Here is a 17149-nt window from a genome sequence, read left to right as displayed (position 1 = left end):
GAGCCCATGCGCATCCGCGTCCTGCACGAGACCATCTACCGCTACGAGCAGCCCGCCCGCGGCCTCATCCAGGTCATGCGGATGACGCCCCGCGACCATGACGGGCAGTACGTGCGCCGCTGGCGCATCGAGCCCTCCGTCGACGGGCACATGACCGAGCGGGAGGACGGCTTCGGCAACGTCGTGCACTGGTTCAGCCCCGACGAGCCCACCGACGCTCTGACCGTGCGCGTCACCGGCGAAGTCGACACGCTGGAAAGCCACGGCATCGTGCGCGGCGCCGTCGAGCGCCTGCCCGACGCCTTCTACCTGCGCGAGACCGATCTGGTGCTGACGAGCGCGCCCCTGCGGGAGTTCGCGGATACGGTCGCCGCGGACGGGGATCGCACGACGCTGCCCCTCCTCCACCGGCTCCTCGGGGCGGTGTACGAGCGGATCGCCTTCGAGGCGGGCCCCGCCAGCGCCGCGCTCGACGCTGCCCGCGCCTTCGAGGCGGGTGCCGGCGTCTGCCAGGACCTCGCCCACGTCTTCATCGCCGCCGCCCGGCACCTGGAGGTGCCGGCCCGCTACGTGTCCGGCTACGTCCACCGCGGCGAGGAGGCGGACGAGGCGAGCCCTCACGAGACCGGGCACGGCTGGGCCGAGGCCCTGGTGCCCGATCTCGGCTGGGTCGGGTTCGACGCGGCCCACGGCTGTGCCACGACGGAAGCCTATATCCGCGTCGCCACGGGGCTCGACTATCTCGGCGCCGCGCCGATCCGCGGCAGCCGCACCGGCGGCGGCACCGAGACCCTCGACGTGCGCCTCAAGGTCGAGCAGGCCCAGGCGGCGAGACAATCCTGATCTTCTCCGACGGACGCGCGACTTGCCGAGCGTCTGCGCGAAGTCTCCGCTTTGATGCAGTCAAAGCGGAAGCACCTTGATATGAAACAGGCGCGGGCCGCGGACGCGGCCGGAGATGAAGCGATGACCTACTGCGTCGGGCTCCTCGTCGAGGGCGGGCTCGTGATGATCGCCGACACCCGCACCAACGCGGGGCTCGACGACATCTCGACCTACCGCAAGCTCCACCACTTCAACGTGCCGGGCGAGCGGGTGATGATGCTGGCCTCGGCCGGCAACCTCTCCGTCACGCAATCGGTGCTGAGCCTGCTCGCCGAGGGCGTCGAGGACGACGAGGGCGGGCGGCTGCGCCTCGTCGAGACGGAGACGATGTTCCAGGCGGCCCAGCTCGTCGGGCGCGCCATCCGCCGGGTCCGCTCGATCGAGCGGCAGGGCTTCGAGGCGGCCAATCTCCGCTTCGAGGTCAGCTTTCTGTTCGGCGGCCAGATCGGCAGCGATCCGATGCGCTTGTTCCTGATCTACTCGGCCGGCAACTTCATCGAGTGCAGCGGCGACGCGCCCTTCCTCCAGATCGGCGAGCACAAGTACGGCAAGCCGATCCTCGACCGGGCCGTCCGCTTCGACACCGACATCTCCGACGCGCTCAAGGTCGGGCTGATCTCGATGGATTCGACCATGCGCTCGAATCTCGGCGTCGGCCTGCCCATCGACATCGCGGTCGCCCGCAGGGGCGCCCTCGACCTCGACGTCAGCCGCCGCATCGAGGTCGGCGACATCTACTTCCATGACCTGCGCGAGCGCTGGTCGGCGGCCCTGCGGGCAGCCCACAAGGCGATCCCGCGCCCGCCCTACGGCGGCCTCAAGGGCTGAGCGGCGCGAGCGCGGACGCGTACGCCTTCAGCGCCGCAGCGGGGTCCGGCACGCTCATGATCCCGCCCATCACGGCGATGCCGGCAGCCCCCGCCGCGATCAGGCCGGCCGCCCGCTCCGGGTGCACGCCCCCGAGCGCCAGCACCGGCATCCGGCCGGCGCGGCCGGCCGCGTCTCGGATGCCCTCGACGCCGAGCGCCGGCCCGTAGCCCGGCTTGCTCGGCGTCTCGAAGACCGGGCTCAGCGTCGCGTAGTCTGCGCCCGCCGCGGCCGCGGCCTCGATCTCCGCGACGGAGTGGGCCGAGACCCCGACCAGCGCCGCCTCGTGCAGGAAGCCCCGAGCCCGCTTGATCGCGGCGGCGTCGCAGCCGGCGGGCAGATGCACGCCGTCGGCCCCGAGCTCGGCGGCGAGCGCCGGGTCGCCGCCGACAGTGAGCCGAGCGCCCGCATCGTGGACGCGGCAGGCGACCGTCTCGCCGAGGCGCCTGCGCGCGTCGCCCGGCAGGTCGCGCTCGCGGAACCAGACCCAGCGGGCGCCTCCCGCCAGCGCGGCGTCGAGGGCGGCCGGCAAACCGTGGGGGGCACCCAGGCGGTCCGTGACGACGAGCAGCCGCGCGGGGAGCCTCACGATCCGACGAGCCCAAGCTGCGGGCTCGACGGCTCGGCCCGCCCCCGCCGGGGGATGCGGCCGGCAAGATGCGCGAGGCGTCCCGCCGCGACCGCGTGGCCCATGGCGCGGGCCATCCGCACCGGATCGTCGGCCTTGGCCACCGCCGTGTTGAGGAGGCAGCCGGCCGCACCCAGCTCCATGGCGATCACCGCGTCCGAGGCGGTGCCGATACCGGCATCGACGATCACCGGAACCTGCGAGCGGCGGCAGATCAGCTCCAGGTTCGCCGGGTTGGCGACGCCCATGCCCGAGCCGATCAGCGAGCCCATCGGCATCACCGCAGCGCACCCGATGTCGGCGAGCCGCTGGCAGACGATCGGATCGTCGTTGCAGTAGGGCAGCACGGTAAAGCCCTCGTCCACGAGGTGCCGGCAGGCCTCCATCAGCTCGGTCACGTCGGGGTAGAGGGTCTCCCGGTCGCCGATGACCTCGACCTTGATCCAGGTGGTGTCGAGCGCCTCGCGGGCCAGCTCGGCGGTCATGATCGCGTCGCGGGCGGTCTCGCAGCCGGCGGTGTTGGGCAGGAAACGCTTGCCCGCGAGCATGCGCACCGTGTCCGAGCCGTGCCCCTGGAGGGAGACCCGGCGGATCGAGGCGGTGACGACCTCGGCGCCCGACGCCGCGACCGCGTCCCGCAGGATCGCCTGGTTCGGGTAGCCGGCGGTGCCGATGAGGAGCCGCGAGGACAGGCGCACGCCCGCTATGACGAGGGCGTCGTCCTCCTCCGGCCGCAGCGGCGTGATGGTGCTGGTCGAGGTGTCCGGCATGGGTTCAGCCTCCCTGCATGGCGCGCACGATCTCGACGCGGTCGCCCTCGCGGAGGGGCGTCTGCGCCCACTCCCGCTTTCGGACGACGCGCCCGTTGAGTGCGATGGCAATGCCCTGCGGGCTCTCGAGGCCGGTCTCCTCGGCCTCGATGTGGAACAGGGCCTCGATGTCGCCCGCCTCGCACTCGCGGGGCAGGCCGTTGACGGTGAGCTTCATGCCGAGGCCCTCAGGCTCTCGGCGGGGCGGAAGCGGGCGCGGCCGAAGCCCGCTGCGTAGTCCGGCCAGGCGCCCGTCGTCACGAAGGCGGCCACCGCCTCCGCGGTCGCGGGGGCCAGGAGGTAGCCGTTGCGGTGGTGGCCCGTCGCCGCGACGAGGCCCGGCGCCAGGGCGTCGAGGATCGGCGCGTCGTCGTCCGAGGTCGGCCGGTAGCCGCTCCAGACGGCCTCGACCTCCATCTCCTCGATCCCCGGCAGGACGCGCCGCGCGCCCTCCAGCAGGGCGTAGAGCCCACCCGCGGTGACGCCGGGGCGGAAGCCGCAATCCTCGACCGTCGCGCCGACGATGATCCGGCCGTCCGACTTCGGTGCCATGTGGACCTGCTCGCTCCAGATCATCTGCGCGAGCGTGCCGGTGGCCTTGGAGGTGCGCAGCGCCAGGGACTGGCCCTTCAGCGGGCGCACGGGCAGGCTCAGCGTCTCGGGCAGGAGCCCCCGTTCGCCGCTCCAGGCGCCGGCGGCGAGGATCACGGTCCCGGCCGCGAGCGTACCGGCGGCGGTATGCAGGCCGGTGACGCGGCCGCTCGTCCAGTCGAGCGCCTCGACGGCGCAGCGCTCGACGAGAGCGACGCCTGCCGCCTCGCAGGCCTTCGCCAGCGCGGTCATGACGTGGCGCGGATCGACCTGATGGTCGAGGGGGCAGTGGATGCCGGCGGCGACGTTCGGCCGGAGCGCCGGCTCCCGGCGGCGGACCTCGATGCCGCTCAGCCATTCGGAGGCGACGCCGGAGCGGCGCTGCAGATCGTGGCGGAAGCGCAGCCGCTCGACCTCGTCGCGGCCGATGGCGATGACGAGCGTGCCGTCCTCGCGGTAGTCGATCGGCACACCGGAGGCCGCCTGCAACGCGTCGCGAAAGGCAGGCCAGCGGCGCAGGCTGTGCAGCGCCAGCGGCAGGAGAAGGTCGGAGCCGGGCTCGTGCTCGGCGGCCGGCGCCAGCATGCCGGTGGCGGCGAGGCTCGCCCCGGCGCCGAGCGTCTCGCGCTCGATCACCGCGACGGAGCGGCCCTGCCGCGCCAGCATCCAGGCCGCGGAGAGGCCGATCAGGCCGCCGCCGACCACCGCCACGTCGACGCCGGCCGGCAGCTCCGATCGCGCCACGCGCGCCTCGGGGGCGCGGCGCAGGCCGATCGGCTGGCGTGGGTCGGGATTGGCCAAGGCATCCTCCGCGGGTCCTCCGCAGGGATCGGTTCCTTCAGCGTCTCGCGAGAGCTGTGGCCTCGAGGGCCGCGGTCCAATCCCTACGCCGGTGTGAACCGGATCAGGTTCGAAGGATTTCCGCGCCGCGAGAGATCTCTCGATCCCGAGCCCAGCGGTTTCTCAGCCCCTTGCCGGGGATCTCCCTGGAACGGGCGAGATGTGGCCCTAGGCGGGCACGCGGTCAACCCCGTCGCCGGCGGAAGCCGGTTTCTTCTCGGGCCCCCGCCGCGCGGGACGGTAGACGCCGATCGGCTCGGGGAAGCCGTCGAGCCGGTGCTCCCCGAGCGGCTCCGGGTCGCCCCAGAGGAAATCCACGAAGGGCTTCGACATCAGGAGCGGCTCGCCGAGGCGGCGGTTGATCTGCGCGAGCCGGCTCGCGAGGTTCACGTCGCGGCCGATCACCGTGAAGTCGAGCCGGGCGCCGGAGCCGACATTGCCGTAGGCCGCCTCGCCGTGGTGGAGGGCGATGCCGGCGGCGACGGGCGCCTCGAAGCGCTGGAAGGCGTTCGCCTCGTCCAGCGCCTCCAGCGCCGCCTGCGCGGCGGTGAGCGCGCCCTTGGCGGCGCCGCCGAGATCGTCGCCGCGCTCGCGGAAGATCGCGAGCAGCCCGTCGCCGAGATACTTCAGCACCTCGCCGCCCTCGCGCTCGATCGCCGGTACCAGGCAGTCGAAGAAGATGTTGAGGAGGTCGACGGCCTCCTCGGGCGTCATGTCGGCGGTGGTGCGGGTGTAGTCGCGCATGTCCGCGAACAGGATCGCCGAGCGGATGCGCTGCACGTGCCCGCGGCGGATCGCACCCGACAGGATCGCCCGGTGCGGCTCGTCGCCGACATAGATGCGCAGCACCGTGTCGAGCTGCTTGTTGACGAGGCGCATCTCCATCACCGCGGCGAGCGTCGGCATGACGAAGCGCAGGACGGCGATGTCGTCGTCGCGGAAGCCCTCCTTCGAGCGGGTCGCGAAGGTGATGCCGTTGCGGTTGCCGTTGGTGAAGATCAGCGGCGCGACGATGTAGTGCGTGTAGCCGCCGGCCTTCAGCTCCGGGATCACGGCGTAGGCGTCGTCCGGCGTCTCGGCGAGGTCGAGGATCAGCCACTCGCCGGTCTGGTGGACGGTGAAGAACGGGCTCTCGTGATAGGCCTTGTCGGAGGCCTCGCCGTGGGGGAACAGCCGCACGCTGGAGCCGCCCTCCCGCGTCCAGAAGCGGCCGACGCCGGAATACTCCGAATGCAGCGTGTCGATCGCCGTGGTGGCGCGGTCGACGGGCACGTCGAGGTCGTTGAGACGCAGGGACAGGCCGGCGAGCAGGTCGTCGGCCTTCGGCAGGCGCGCGCCCTCGGAGAGCAGCCAGTCGCGAAGCCCCACCGCTTCCTGCAGAAGGCCGAAGGGCACGGCGTCGGCCTCCGATCCGTCCGCGTCGGCGGTCGGAGGCTGCGGGCGTTGCTGGCCTCGTTCGAGCATACGGCCAAGATGGGGCTCGGGAGGGCTTCCGGCAACGCCTTCCCGGACTCGTGGACCCGTCGACCGGCCGGGCTCGTCAGTTGTCGAGGAAGCTGCGGAGCTTCCGCGACCGGCTCGGGTGCTTGAGCTTGCGCAGGGCCTTCGCCTCGATCTGGCGGATGCGCTCGCGGGTCACCGAGAACTGCTGGCCGACCTCCTCGAGGGTGTGGTCGGTGTTCATGCCGATGCCGAAGCGCATGCGCAGCACGCGCTCCTCGCGGGGCGTCAGCGAGGCGAGGACGCGGGTCGTGGTCTCGCGCAGGTTCGACTGGATCGCCGCGTCGATCGGCAGGACGACGTTCTTGTCCTCGATGAAGTCGCCGAGGTGGCTGTCCTCCTCGTCGCCGATGGGCGTCTCCAGCGAGATCGGCTCCTTGGCGATCTTGAGAACTTTTCGCACCTTCTCCAGAGGCATGGCGAGCTTCTCGGCCAGCTCTTCGGGCGTGGGTTCACGGCCGATCTCGTGGAGCATCTGGCGCGAGGTGCGGACGATCTTGTTGATCGTCTCGATCATGTGCACCGGGATGCGGATGGTACGGGCCTGATCGGCGATCGAGCGGGTAATCGCCTGCCGGATCCACCAGGTCGCGTAGGTCGAGAACTTGTAGCCGCGGCGGTACTCGAACTTGTCGACCGCCTTCATGAGGCCGATGTTGCCCTCCTGGATCAGGTCCAGGAACTGCAGGCCGCGGTTGGTGTACTTCTTGGCGATGGAGATCACGAGGCGGAGGTTGGCCTCGATCATCTCCTTCTTCGCCTGGCGGGCCTCGCGCTCGCCCTTCTGCACCATCGAGACGATCTTGCGGTACTCGCCGATCTGAAGGCCCGTCTCGGAGGCGAGCGTCAGGATCTGCTCGCGCAGGCGGGCGACCTCGCCCGAGCCCTTCTCGACGAGGTTCTTCCAGCCCTTGCCGCCGAGCGTGCCGACCCGGTCCATCCAGTTCGGATCGAGCTCCCAGCCCTGGTAGTGGCGCAGGAACTCGTCGCGGGCGACGCCGTGGCTCTCGGCGTAGCGCATCAGGCGGCCCTCATGCGAGATGAGCCGCTTGTTGATGTCGTAGAGCTGCTCGACCAACGCCTCGATGCGGTTGTTGTTGAGGGAGAGCGACTTCACGTCGGTGACGACGATGTCCTTCAGCTCGCCCTGCTTCCTGGCCGCGTTGGCGGCCGGCGTGCCGCCGGAGGCCTTGAGCTCGGCCTCCTCGTTCTGGAGCTTGCGCAGCTTGCGGTAGTTGCTCGCGACGTTGTCGAAGGTCTCCAGCACCCGCGGCTTGATCTCGGCTTCCATCGCCGCGAGGGAGACGTTGTTCTCCATGTCGTCCTCGTCGTCGCCCTCGGGCGCCGGCGTCTCGGACTCCTCGCTCTCCGCCTCCTCGCCCTCGGCGACCTGGGGCGCGTTCTTGCCGTCGGGGCCCGCGTAGGTGGCCTCGAGGTCGATGATGTCGCGGAGCAGAACCTTGCCCTCGACCAGCTCGTCCCGCCAGATGATGATCGCCTGGAAGGTCAGCGGGCTCTCGCAGAGCCCGGCGATCATCGCCTCACGGCCGGCCTCGATGCGCTTGGCGATGGCGATCTCGCCCTCGCGGGAGAGAAGCTCCACCGAGCCCATCTCGCGCAGGTACATGCGCACCGGATCGTCGGTGCGGTCGGTCGGCTCGCGGGTGGTCTCGGCGCGGACCGCGACGGCGCGGCTCGGGGCGACCTCCGCGACCTCGCCGCCCTCGGCCTCCTCGTCGTCGCCTTCCGCCGCGGCGGGCTTCTCGGCGGCGGCCTCGTCGGTCTCCTCGGCCTCGACGACGTTGATGCCCATCTCCGAAAGCTGGGCGAGCACGTCCTCAAGCTGGTCCGGGTCGGACTGCCCCTCGGGCAGGACCTCGTTGACCTCCTCGTAGGTGACGTAGCCGCGCTTCTTGGCGAGCTTCACCATCCGCTTCACGGAGGCATCCGTCAGGTCGAGCAGCGGACCGTCCGTCTGCTGCTCCGGAGCGGCGTCCGCCTCGTCCCGTTCAGTTGCCTTCGTCGCCATCATCAGCCTATTGTTTTCGTGGCGGGCGGAGGGGCCGCACGAGCCCCCGGTCCGCAAAAATCGCACTCGCCGCGCCCGGGCCGGGCTGCGGGATATCGTCTCGATCCGGTATGCAAGCGAGACGCTTGACCGACTGTTAACCACGCCGCCCCGCCTGAGCGACGCGCCGCCTTTGCACAGGATCAGGCTTCGGTCGAGTCGGTCGCCTCCGGCAGGTCCGCGTCCGCCTCGGCTCCGGCGATGACCGCCAGCCGCTCCTTGACGTCGCAGAGCCACGCGAAATTGGCCTCGGTCTCCTCCTCGACCAACGCCCGCTCGGCTTGGCGGAGTTCGCTATTTAGCGCTCCGGACTTGCGGTGCAAGATCACGGCCTGGCGCAAGGCATCCTCCAGCCGCAGCGCGTCGGCGTGCGGCTCCAGCGTCCAGCGGTCCCCCGGCCGCACCCGCCCGGTAAGCCGGGCGGCGGCCGCGTCGAGCCCGGCGCGGGTGAGCGCGGCGGCGAACACCTCCGCGTCGAGGCCGTTGCCCTCCGCCGCCCGGTCGAGCAGGAACGAGCGGAGCGCGACGGCGTCCGCGTCCTCCAGATCGAGCTCGGCGAGCATCTCCTCCTGCGCGTGCAGCAGGATCGGATGGACGAGCAGGCTGCCGACGATCATCGCCTCGCGGGGGCTGCCGGTGCTGGCGAAGCCCGGCGAGCGGGCGAGGTGCTCGCTCGGGGCGGCGGTCAGCCGCGGCGAGGGCGGCGGATCGCCCGGCCGCGCGCGCCGCTGGAAGCCGTTCCCCGTGCGGGGCGAGGCCGCCGAGGGGCCGTTGCGGGGCGACAGCCCGCGCAGACGGTTCTCGATGTCGTCCCGGTAGTAGCGCCGCACGGTCTCGTCGCGGATGGCGGCGACGGTCTCGCGCAGGTCCCGCGCCATGCCCGCCCGGCGCTCCGGCGTGTCGGCGGGCCCCGCCGCGACCGCCCGCGACCACAGTACCTCGGAGAGCGGCCGGGCGGCCTCCAGCACCCGGTCGATGGCGGAGGGGCCGCCGGAGCGGAGCAGGTCGTCCGGGTCCTGGCCTTCAGGCAGCAGGGCGAAGCGCAGGGACTTGCCCGGCGCCAGCATCGGTAGGGCGACGTCGAGCGCCTTGTAGGCGGCGCGCTGGCCCGCCCCGTCGCCGTCGAAGCACAGGATCGGCTCGTCGGCGTGGCGCCAGAGCAGCGCGAGCTGATCCTCGGTGAGCGCCGTGCCGAGGGAGGCGACGGTGTTCGGGTGCCCGGCCATCGTCATGGCGATGGTGTCGACGTAGCCTTCGACGGCGATGACGCTGCCGCGCCGGTGCGCCTCCTTGCGGGCCTGATGCAGGTTGTAGAGCCCGAGCCCCTTGTGGAAGAGCGGCGTGTCCGGCGAGTTCAGGTACTTGGCCTTGGCGTCGGCCTGCATGGCCCGGCCGCCGAAGGCGATGACCCGGCCGCGGATGTCGCAGATCGGGAAGATGATGCGGTCGCGGAAGCGGTCGTAGGGCACGGCGATGCCCTCCCCCGCGACCAGTAGGCCGAGCTCGGACATCAGCTCCTTGCTCACGTCGCGGCCGGAGAGGTGGTCGCGCAGCGCGTAGCGGTCGCCCGGCGCGTAGCCGAGGCGGAACTGCTGCCGGATGTCGGAACCGAGGCCGCGCCGGTCGAGATAGGCGCGGGCTGCGGCGCCGGCCTGCCCCTTCAGTTGCGCCTCGAAGAACGAGGCCGCCATCTCCATGACCTCGACGGCCCCGGCCCGCTTCGACTCCATGGCCCGCATGTCGGCGCTCGGCGCCGGCAGGCTGACGCCCGCTTCGCCCGCAAGGCGCTCGACGGCCTCGGGGAAGCTCAGCCCTTCCGTCTCCATCAGGAAGGTGAAGACGTCGCCGTGCTTGCCGGAGGAGAAGCAGTGGTAGAACTGCTTTTGGTCGTTCACGTAGAAGGAGGGCGTCTTCTCGGCGTTGAACGGCGAGAGGCCGCGCCACTCGCGGCCGGCCTTCTTCAGCCGCACCCGGCGCCCGATCACATCGGAGGCCGGGAGCCGGGCGCGGATCTCTTCGAGGATGTGGGGCGGGTAGCGCACGGGCGGTCGCGGGTTCCTGACCGCCGATCATAGACCGAATCGTACCACGGAGTCCCGGCGCCGGCCGTCGCGCGGCCGGGATAGCGGGGATGGGCCGGCCGGAGGACTCGCTCAGCCGGCCCTGGCCGCGAGCGCGTCCTTCACGAGGCCGCTCACCTTCCCGAAATCCATGCGGCCGGCATACTTCCCCTTAAGGGCACCGATGACTTTTCCCATGTCCTTCGGGCCGGCGGCGCCGGTCTCGGCGATGGCCGCCTCGACCGCCGCGCGGGTTTCCGCCTCGTCCATCTGCTGCGGCAGGAAGGCGGCGATGATCGCGGCCTCGACGCGCTCGCTCTCGGCCAGCTCCGGGCGGCCGCCCTGGTCGTAGACGGCGGCCGACTCGTTGCGCTGCTTGATCATCTTCTGGAGGAGCGAGAGGATCTCGTCCTCGCCCACCGGGTCCTTGCCGTTGCCGCGCGCCTCGATGTCGCGCTCCTTCAGCGCCGCCTGGACCATGCGGACGGTGCCGAGGCGGGGCTTGTCGCCGGCCTTCATGGCGTCCTTCATCTCGGCGGTCAGGCGCTCGCGCAGCGACATTTCTTGTGACTTTCCTTCGGAGTGCTCTCGGCCTGCACCGGGGCGAACCCGATCATCCGGCCGTGGGTTGAGGCAGCCCTGCGCCGGGCCCACATTGACCCTGTCGCGGCCGGCTCGCTATGAGCGCGGCACGATCGAGGCCGCGCTTCGAGCGCCGCATGGCGCCGGGCCCTCAGGCCGGACATAAGCGAGTTCACGCCGATGCTGCAAGAAGGTGCTCCCGCGCAACCCGCCGCCACGCCCGCACCCGAACCCTGGGCCGAGCCGCTGGCGACCGCGCTCCTCGTGCTCGCCGACGGCACGGTGCTCGAAGGCTTCGGCGTCGGCCAGACCGGGGTGGCCGACGGCGAGGTCTGCTTCAACACGGCGATGACCGGCTACCAGGAGATCCTCACGGACCCGTCCTACGCCGGACAGATCGTGACCTTCACCTTCCCGCATATCGGCAATGTCGGCACCAACGACGACGACCTCGAGAGCCTGGAGGCGGCCCCTGCCTCGGGCGTGCGCGGCACGGTGGTGGCCTCGGCGGTGACGAACCCGTCGAGCTGGCGCTCCTCGAGCCATCTCGACGCCTGGCTGAAGGCGCGGGGCATCGTCGGCATCACCGGCGTCGACACGCGGGCGCTCACCGCGCTCATCCGCGACCGTGGGATGCCGAACGCCGTCATCGCCAACGATCCCGAAGGCCGCTTCGACCGCGAGGCGCTCAAGGCGCGCGCCGCGGCCCTGCCTCCGATGGAGGGCCTCGACCTGGTGCCGCCGGTGACGAGCCGCGACCGCTCGGAATGGTCGGAGACCGTCTGGGCGCTGAAGTCCGGCTACGGTGCTCGTACGGCCGGCGAGGGCTACCGGGTGGTCGCCGTCGACTACGGCGTCAAACGCAACATCCTGCGGCTCCTGGCGGAGGCCGGCTGCGACGTGACCGTAGTGCCGGCGACCACCAGCGCCGAGGATATCCTGGCCCTGAAGCCCGACGGCGTCTTCCTCTCGAACGGCCCCGGCGACCCGGCGGCGACCGGCGAATACGCCGTGCCGGTGATCCGCCGGCTCCTGGAGGAGAAGGTGCCGACCTTCGGCATCTGCCTCGGCCATCAGCTCATGGGGCTGGCGCTCGGCGGCCGCACCGTGAAGATGCCGCAGGGCCACCATGGCGCGAACCATCCGGTGAAGGACAAGACCACCGGCAAGGTCGAGATCGTCTCGATGAACCACGGCTTCGCCGTCGACCCGGCGAGCCTGCCGGGCACCGCGGTCGAGACCCACGTCTCGCTCTTCGACGGCTCGAACTGCGGGCTTACCCTCACCGACCGGCCCGCCTTCTCGGTGCAGCACCACCCGGAAGCCTCTCCGGGCCCCCGCGACAGCCACTACCTGTTCGAGCGCTTCGTGGCCCTGATGCGGGATGGCAAGCCGGAGCCCGCCAAGGCTTGAGGGCCGATCTCGAAAAGGTTCCCGCCCCGTCATAAAATATCCGGGATTGCCCGGCACTTCCCTCCGCGACCCGCGATAAGGCGCCGCTTCCAACAGGAGCAGGCGCCGCGGGCCGCGGTCTGCCGCCGAGGCACGGCCGCTCCTGAACAGCTTTGGGGGTTGCCCGATGACCTTGGACGATGCGCGCGACGACTTCTCGCGGATGCACCGGGTGTTCACGTTCCACCTCGGCGTCGCCGTCGCCCTCTCCTGGATGACGACCCTCTACGCCGCCTGCTACGCCCCCTGGGTGCGCAACATCCGCGCCCTGATCGAGCCTGCCGCCTTCGACCGGACGGAGAGCACCCTCTCCTTCCTGTTCGCGATGCCGGCGGTGCTGACCGTCGCCTGGCTGTCGGTCCATTTCGGCCGCGAGGTGCTGCGCCGGTCGCGCACCCTGCCGAACCAGGCCCTCGAGTTCTCCGCGGCGGCGCTCGTCGCCTTCGGCGTCTTCTACCTCTCCATCGACCGGGCCGTGGCCGCGCTCTACGCCGGCCTCTGAGACCCGGCACCCTCCCGCGCCGGAGAATCGGCGCGGAAGAGCCTCCGCGGCTACTTGACCTCGGCTGCCTGGGCGAGAAGCGGCTCGAAGCGCCTGGTCGCGAGCTTGCTCTTCTGCGGAGCGGCCTTGGCGGCCTCCAGGTTCTCGGGCTTGCCGACCACGACCAGCGCGATCATCCCCATCATGTAGTGGGGCGCGCATTGCAGGCCGTAGACGCCCTCCTTCTCGAAGGTGACGGTCTCGTCCTTGCTGACGACGCCCTTGATCGGGGCGGAGCCCTCCGGCGCCATGCCCTTGATCGACTCGACGTTGTGGCCCTTGTCGGTCGCCACGAACTTGACGCTGTCGCCCGGCGCGATCCTCACGAAGGCCGGCTCGAACACCATCGCGCCGTTGGGGCTGCTGTTGAGCATCTTCACCGTGACCTCGGCCGCCTGGAGGGGCGCGCCCGCCGCGGCGAGCGCGACGGCGCCGAGAAGCGATCTGAGAAGCATGTTCTTTCCTCGTAATTATTTTAATTTATAGCGCCGCTGATCTTCGGCATCGTTGGTTATCGATATTATAGATGCTGTGCAAATGCTGAAATACTTCCCGTAAATGTAATAATTCCAATGCCAATCGCCGCTTGTCGCGCGGGCGGGACGACGCGCCCCACGCCCTTTCAAAGCCGGGCGGCTGCGTGTAAACGCCGGGCCTGACGATCATTCCGCGCCTGCGCCACCCGCCGATCCCGCCCCTTCGAGCCGCGGCGTCGCGCGGGGCCGAGCGCGCGCGAGCCACGGAAGGCCGAGCGCCCCATGCCCAAACGCACCGACATCTCCTCGATCCTCATCATCGGGGCGGGGCCGATCATCATCGGGCAGGCCTGCGAGTTCGACTACTCCGGCACCCAGGCCTGCAAGGCGCTGCGCGAGGAGGGCTACCGGATCGTCCTCGTGAACTCGAACCCCGCGACCATCATGACCGACCCGGACATGGCGGACGCGACCTATGTCGAGCCGATCACGCCGGAGATCGTCGCCAAGATCATCGAGAAGGAGCGGCCCGACGCCATCCTGCCGACCATGGGCGGACAGACGGCGCTGAACTGCGCGCTCTCGCTCCAGAAGATGGGCGTGCTCGACAAGTTCGGCGTGCAGATGATCGGCGCGACCGCCGAGGCCATCGACAAGGCCGAGGACCGACACCTCTTCCGCGACGCGATGACCAAGATCGGCCTGGAGACGCCGAAATCGGCGCTGGCCAACGCCTCCTCCGCCAAGAAGGCCGACCGCGAGAAGTACCTCGCCGAAACCGCCCGCATCGAGGCCGCCAACGCCGACCCGCAAGCCCGCGCCGCGGCGCTGTCCGCCTTCGAGGCCTCCTGGCAGGCGGGCGAGTACGAGCGGCGCAAGCGCTACGGCGAGCACGCGTTGGGTCAGGCGCTCTCGGCGCTCGCCGAGGTCGGCCTGCCGGCGATCATCCGCCCGTCCTTCACCATGGGCGGCACCGGCGGCGGCATCGCCTACAACCGCGAGGAGTTCCTCGACATCGTGGAGCGGGGCATCGACGCCTCGCCGACGAACGAGGTGCTGATCGAGGAGAGCGTGCTCGGCTGGAAGGAGTACGAGATGGAGGTCGTCCGCGATCGCGCGGACAACTGCATCATCGTCTGCTCCATCGAGAACATCGACCCGATGGGCGTCCACACCGGCGATTCCATCACCGTCGCGCCGGCGCTGACGCTGACCGACAAGGAATACCAGATCATGCGCGACGCCTCGCTGGCGGTGTTGCGCGAGATCGGCGTCGAGACCGGCGGCTCCAACGTCCAGTTCGCCATCGACCCCGCGACCGGCCGGATGATCGTCATCGAGATGAACCCGCGCGTCTCGCGCTCCTCGGCGCTGGCTTCGAAGGCGACGGGCTTCCCCATCGCCAAGGTCGCGGCGAAGCTCGCCGTCGGCTACACGCTCGACGAGATCGCCAACGACATCACCGGCGGCGCGACCCCGGCCTCCTTCGAGCCGACGATCGACTACGTGGTGACGAAGATCCCGCGGTTCGCGTTCGAGAAGTTCCCCGGCGCCGAGCCGACGCTGACCACGGCCATGAAGTCGGTCGGCGAGGCCATGGCCATTGGCCGCTGCTTCGCGGAGTCGCTCCAGAAGGCCCTGCGCTCGCTCGAGACGGGTCTCACCGGCCTCGACGAGATCGAGATCGAGGGGCTCGGCAAGGGTGACGACCACAACGCCATCAAGGCCGCCATCGGCACCCCGACCCCGGACCGGCTCCTCAAGGTCGGCCAGGCGCTGCGCCTCGGCGTCAGCCACGAGGAGGTCCACGCCTCCTGCAAGATCGACCCCTGGTTCCTGGAGCAGCTCCAGGCCATCGTCGACCTCGAGAACCGGGTGAAGGCCCACGGCCTGCCGACGACGCCCGGCGCCTTCCGCCAGCTCAAGGCCGCGGGCTTTTCCGACGCGCGGCTCGCGGTCCTGGCCAAGCTCGAGGAGGCGGAGGTGCGTGAGAGGCGCCGCGCGCTCGCCGTGCGCCCGGTCTTCAAGCGCATCGACACCTGCGCCGCCGAGTTCAAGGCGCCGACCGCCTACATGTACTCGACCTACGTGGCCCCCTTCGCCGGCACAGTCGTGGACGAAGCACAGCCCTCGGACAAGAAGAAGGTCATCATCCTCGGCGGCGGTCCGAACCGGATCGGCCAGGGCATCGAGTTCGACTACTGCTGCTGCCACGCCTGCTTCGCGCTGTCGGAGGCGGGCTACGAGACCATCATGGTCAACTGCAACCCGGAGACGGTCTCGACCGACTACGACACCTCGGACCGGCTCTACTTCGAGCCGCTGACCAGCGAGGACGTCCTCGAGATCATCGAGACCGAGCGGCAGAACGGCACGCTCCACGGCGTGATCGTGCAGTTCGGCGGCCAGACGCCCCTGAAGCTCGCCCGCGCGCTCGAAGCGGCCGGCGTGCCGATCCTCGGCACCTCGCCGGACGCCATCGACCTCGCCGAGGACCGCGACCAGTTCAAGCGCCTCCTCGACAAGCTCGGGATGAAGCAGCCGAAGAACGGCATCGCCTACTCCGTCGAGCAGAGCCGGCTCGTGGCGGCCGATCTCGGCCTGCCCTTCGTGGTGCGCCCGAGCTACGTGCTCGGCGGGCGCGCCATGGCGATCATCCGCGACGAGGCGCAGTTCGCCGACTACCTCCTCGACACCCTGCCGAGCCTGATCCCCTCCGAGGTCAAGGCCCGCTACCCCAACGACAAGACGGGGCAGATCAACACGGTGCTGGGCAAGAACCCGCTCCTGTTCGATCGCTACCTGTCCGACGCCGTCGAGGTCGACGTCGACGCGCTCTGCGACGGCGAGAGCGTCTACATCGCCGGCATCATGGAGCATATCGAGGAGGCAGGCATCCACTCGGGCGACTCGGCCTGCTCGCTCCCGCCCCGCTCGCTCTCCCCCGAGATCGTCGCCGAGCTGGAGCGCCAGACCAAGGCCATGGCGCTCGCGCTCAAGGTCGGCGGCCTGATGAACGTCCAGTACGCCATCAAGGACGGCGTCATCTACGTGCTGGAGGTGAACCCTCGCGCCTCGCGCACGGTGCCCTTCGTTGCCAAGGTGATCGGCGAGCCGATCGCCAAGATCGCCGCCCGCGTCATGGCCGGCGAGGCGCTCGCCTCCTTCGATCTCAAGCCGAAGACGCTCCCGCACATCGCGGTGAAGGAGGCGGTGTTCCCCTTCGCCCGCTTCCCCGGCGTCGACGTGCTGCTCGGGCCTGAGATGCGCTCGACCGGCGAGGTCATCGGGCTCGATGCCGGCTTCGGCGTCGCCTTCGCCAAGAGCCAGCTCGGCTCCGGCACGCAGGTGCCGAAGTCCGGGGCGGTGTTCGTGTCGGTGCGCGACGCCGACAAGGCCCGCATCCTGCCCGCGATCCGGCTTCTGGCAAATCTCGGCTTCACCGTGCTCGCGACGGGGGGCACCCAGCGCTACCTCGTCGAGAACGGCGTCGAGGCGCAGCGGATCAACAAGGTCCTGGAGGGCCGGCCGCACGTAGTCGACGCCATCAAGAACGGTCAGGTCCAGCTCGTGCTCAACACCACCGAGGGGGCGGGCGCGCTATCCGACTCCCGGTCGCTGCGCCGGGCGGCCCTCTTGCATAAAGTGCCGTACTACACCACTCTAGCCGGCGCGATGGCGGCAGCCGAAGGCATTCGAGCCTATCTCGAAGGCGATCTTCAGGTGCGTGCCTTGCAGGAATACTTCGCGGCCTGAATCGATACGCGGCGGTCCCGGCAGGCGGCCGCCGTTCAGGCAGGGTTTGACCTGGCCCGGAAGGACCCTCGCGGGGCCGGCCGGGCCTCTTCGT

The 17149-nt window shown here is 70.5% G+C and carries 14 protein-coding genes and 1 riboswitch; of the genes, 5 read left to right on the top strand and 9 right to left on the bottom strand.

Annotation, left to right across the window (positions count from 1 at the left end; translation table 11 throughout):
• Positions 1-6: 6 nt before the first annotated feature.
• Together MFF04_RS12715 and MFF04_RS12710 are read left to right on the top strand one after the other, a co-directional pair.
• On the top strand, positions 7-843 hold the full coding sequence (locus MFF04_RS12715; RefSeq protein ID WP_238276272.1) for a transglutaminase family protein: 837 nt from the start codon (positions 7-9) through the stop codon (positions 841-843).
• Between the two features lie 123 nt (positions 844-966).
• On the top strand, positions 967-1713 hold the full coding sequence (locus tag MFF04_RS12710; protein WP_238276270.1) for a proteasome-type protease: 747 nt from the start codon (positions 967-969) through the stop codon (positions 1711-1713).
• Here MFF04_RS12710 and MFF04_RS12705 read toward each other — a convergent pair.
• The 8 genes from MFF04_RS12705 to MFF04_RS12670 all read right to left on the bottom strand — a co-directional run bounded on the left by MFF04_RS12705 (position 1703) and on the right by MFF04_RS12670 (position 10809).
• Positions 1703-2341: a thiamine phosphate synthase gene (locus tag MFF04_RS12705; RefSeq protein ID WP_238276268.1), complete on the bottom strand. Its 639-nt coding sequence runs from the start codon at positions 2339-2341 to the stop codon at positions 1703-1705. The two genes, MFF04_RS12710 and MFF04_RS12705, sit on opposite strands and share 11 nt — an antisense overlap.
• Positions 2338-3150, bottom strand: a complete 813-nt coding sequence (locus MFF04_RS12700) for a thiazole synthase (RefSeq protein ID WP_238276266.1) — start codon at positions 3148-3150, stop codon at positions 2338-2340. Before MFF04_RS12700 ends, MFF04_RS12705 begins: the two co-directional genes overlap by 4 nt.
• A 4-nt stretch (positions 3151-3154) precedes the next feature.
• Positions 3155-3367 carry a sulfur carrier protein ThiS gene (gene thiS, locus MFF04_RS12695; protein WP_163278716.1) on the bottom strand — a complete coding sequence of 71 codons (213 nt, stop codon included), beginning with the start codon at positions 3365-3367 and terminating at the stop codon, positions 3155-3157.
• The gene (gene thiO, locus MFF04_RS12690) at positions 3364-4581 is read right to left on the bottom strand and encodes a glycine oxidase ThiO (RefSeq protein WP_238276264.1); all 1218 of its coding nucleotides are present in this window, start codon (positions 4579-4581) and stop codon (positions 3364-3366) included. Before thiO ends, thiS begins: the two co-directional genes overlap by 4 nt.
• Positions 4582-4643: 62 nt before the next feature.
• Positions 4644-4777, bottom strand: a riboswitch (TPP riboswitch).
• An 11-nt stretch (positions 4778-4788) separates the two neighbouring features.
• The gene (locus MFF04_RS12685) at positions 4789-6084 is read right to left on the bottom strand and encodes an adenylate/guanylate cyclase domain-containing protein (protein ID WP_238276262.1); all 1296 of its coding nucleotides are present in this window, start codon (positions 6082-6084) and stop codon (positions 4789-4791) included.
• Positions 6085-6160: 76 nt separating this feature from the next.
• Complete coding sequence (gene rpoD / locus MFF04_RS12680) at positions 6161-8149, bottom strand: RNA polymerase sigma factor RpoD (RefSeq protein WP_238276365.1); 1989 nt, start codon at positions 8147-8149, stop codon at positions 6161-6163.
• Positions 8150-8331: 182 nt separating this feature from the next.
• Positions 8332-10230 (bottom strand): DNA primase, encoded by a 1899-nt coding sequence (gene dnaG, locus MFF04_RS12675; protein ID WP_238276260.1) that lies wholly within the window; start codon positions 10228-10230, stop codon positions 8332-8334.
• Positions 10231-10341: 111 nt separating this feature from the next.
• Positions 10342-10809 (bottom strand): GatB/YqeY domain-containing protein, encoded by a 468-nt coding sequence (locus MFF04_RS12670; RefSeq protein WP_238276258.1) that lies wholly within the window; start codon positions 10807-10809, stop codon positions 10342-10344.
• Positions 10810-11010: 201 nt separating this feature from the next.
• On the opposite strand from MFF04_RS12670, the gene carA reads away from it, so the two are divergent.
• Complete coding sequence (gene carA / locus MFF04_RS12665; protein ID WP_238276256.1) at positions 11011-12243, top strand: glutamine-hydrolyzing carbamoyl-phosphate synthase small subunit; 1233 nt, start codon at positions 11011-11013, stop codon at positions 12241-12243.
• A gap of 166 nt (positions 12244-12409) precedes the next feature.
• A complete protein-coding gene (locus tag MFF04_RS12660) occupies positions 12410-12784 on the top strand; it encodes a hypothetical protein (RefSeq protein ID WP_238276254.1) in 375 nt (124 codons plus the stop codon).
• A 50-nt stretch (positions 12785-12834) separates the two neighbouring features.
• Here the strand turns inward: MFF04_RS12660 and MFF04_RS12655 are convergent, their stop codons facing one another.
• Positions 12835-13278 (bottom strand): pseudoazurin, encoded by a 444-nt coding sequence (locus MFF04_RS12655; RefSeq protein WP_238276252.1) that lies wholly within the window; start codon positions 13276-13278, stop codon positions 12835-12837.
• A 303-nt stretch (positions 13279-13581) separates the two neighbouring features.
• Between MFF04_RS12655 and carB the strand changes: the two genes are divergently transcribed.
• Positions 13582-17055: a carbamoyl-phosphate synthase large subunit gene (gene carB, locus MFF04_RS12650; RefSeq protein ID WP_238276250.1), complete on the top strand. Its 3474-nt coding sequence runs from the start codon at positions 13582-13584 to the stop codon at positions 17053-17055.
• Positions 17056-17149 lie beyond the last annotated feature (94 nt).

The organism is Methylobacterium jeotgali, assembly GCF_022179345.1.
GTDB lineage: Bacteria > Pseudomonadota > Alphaproteobacteria > Rhizobiales > Beijerinckiaceae > Methylobacterium > Methylobacterium jeotgali.
Note: the sequence above shows the minus strand (reverse complement) of the source record. Positions and strands in the feature narration are given on the sequence as shown.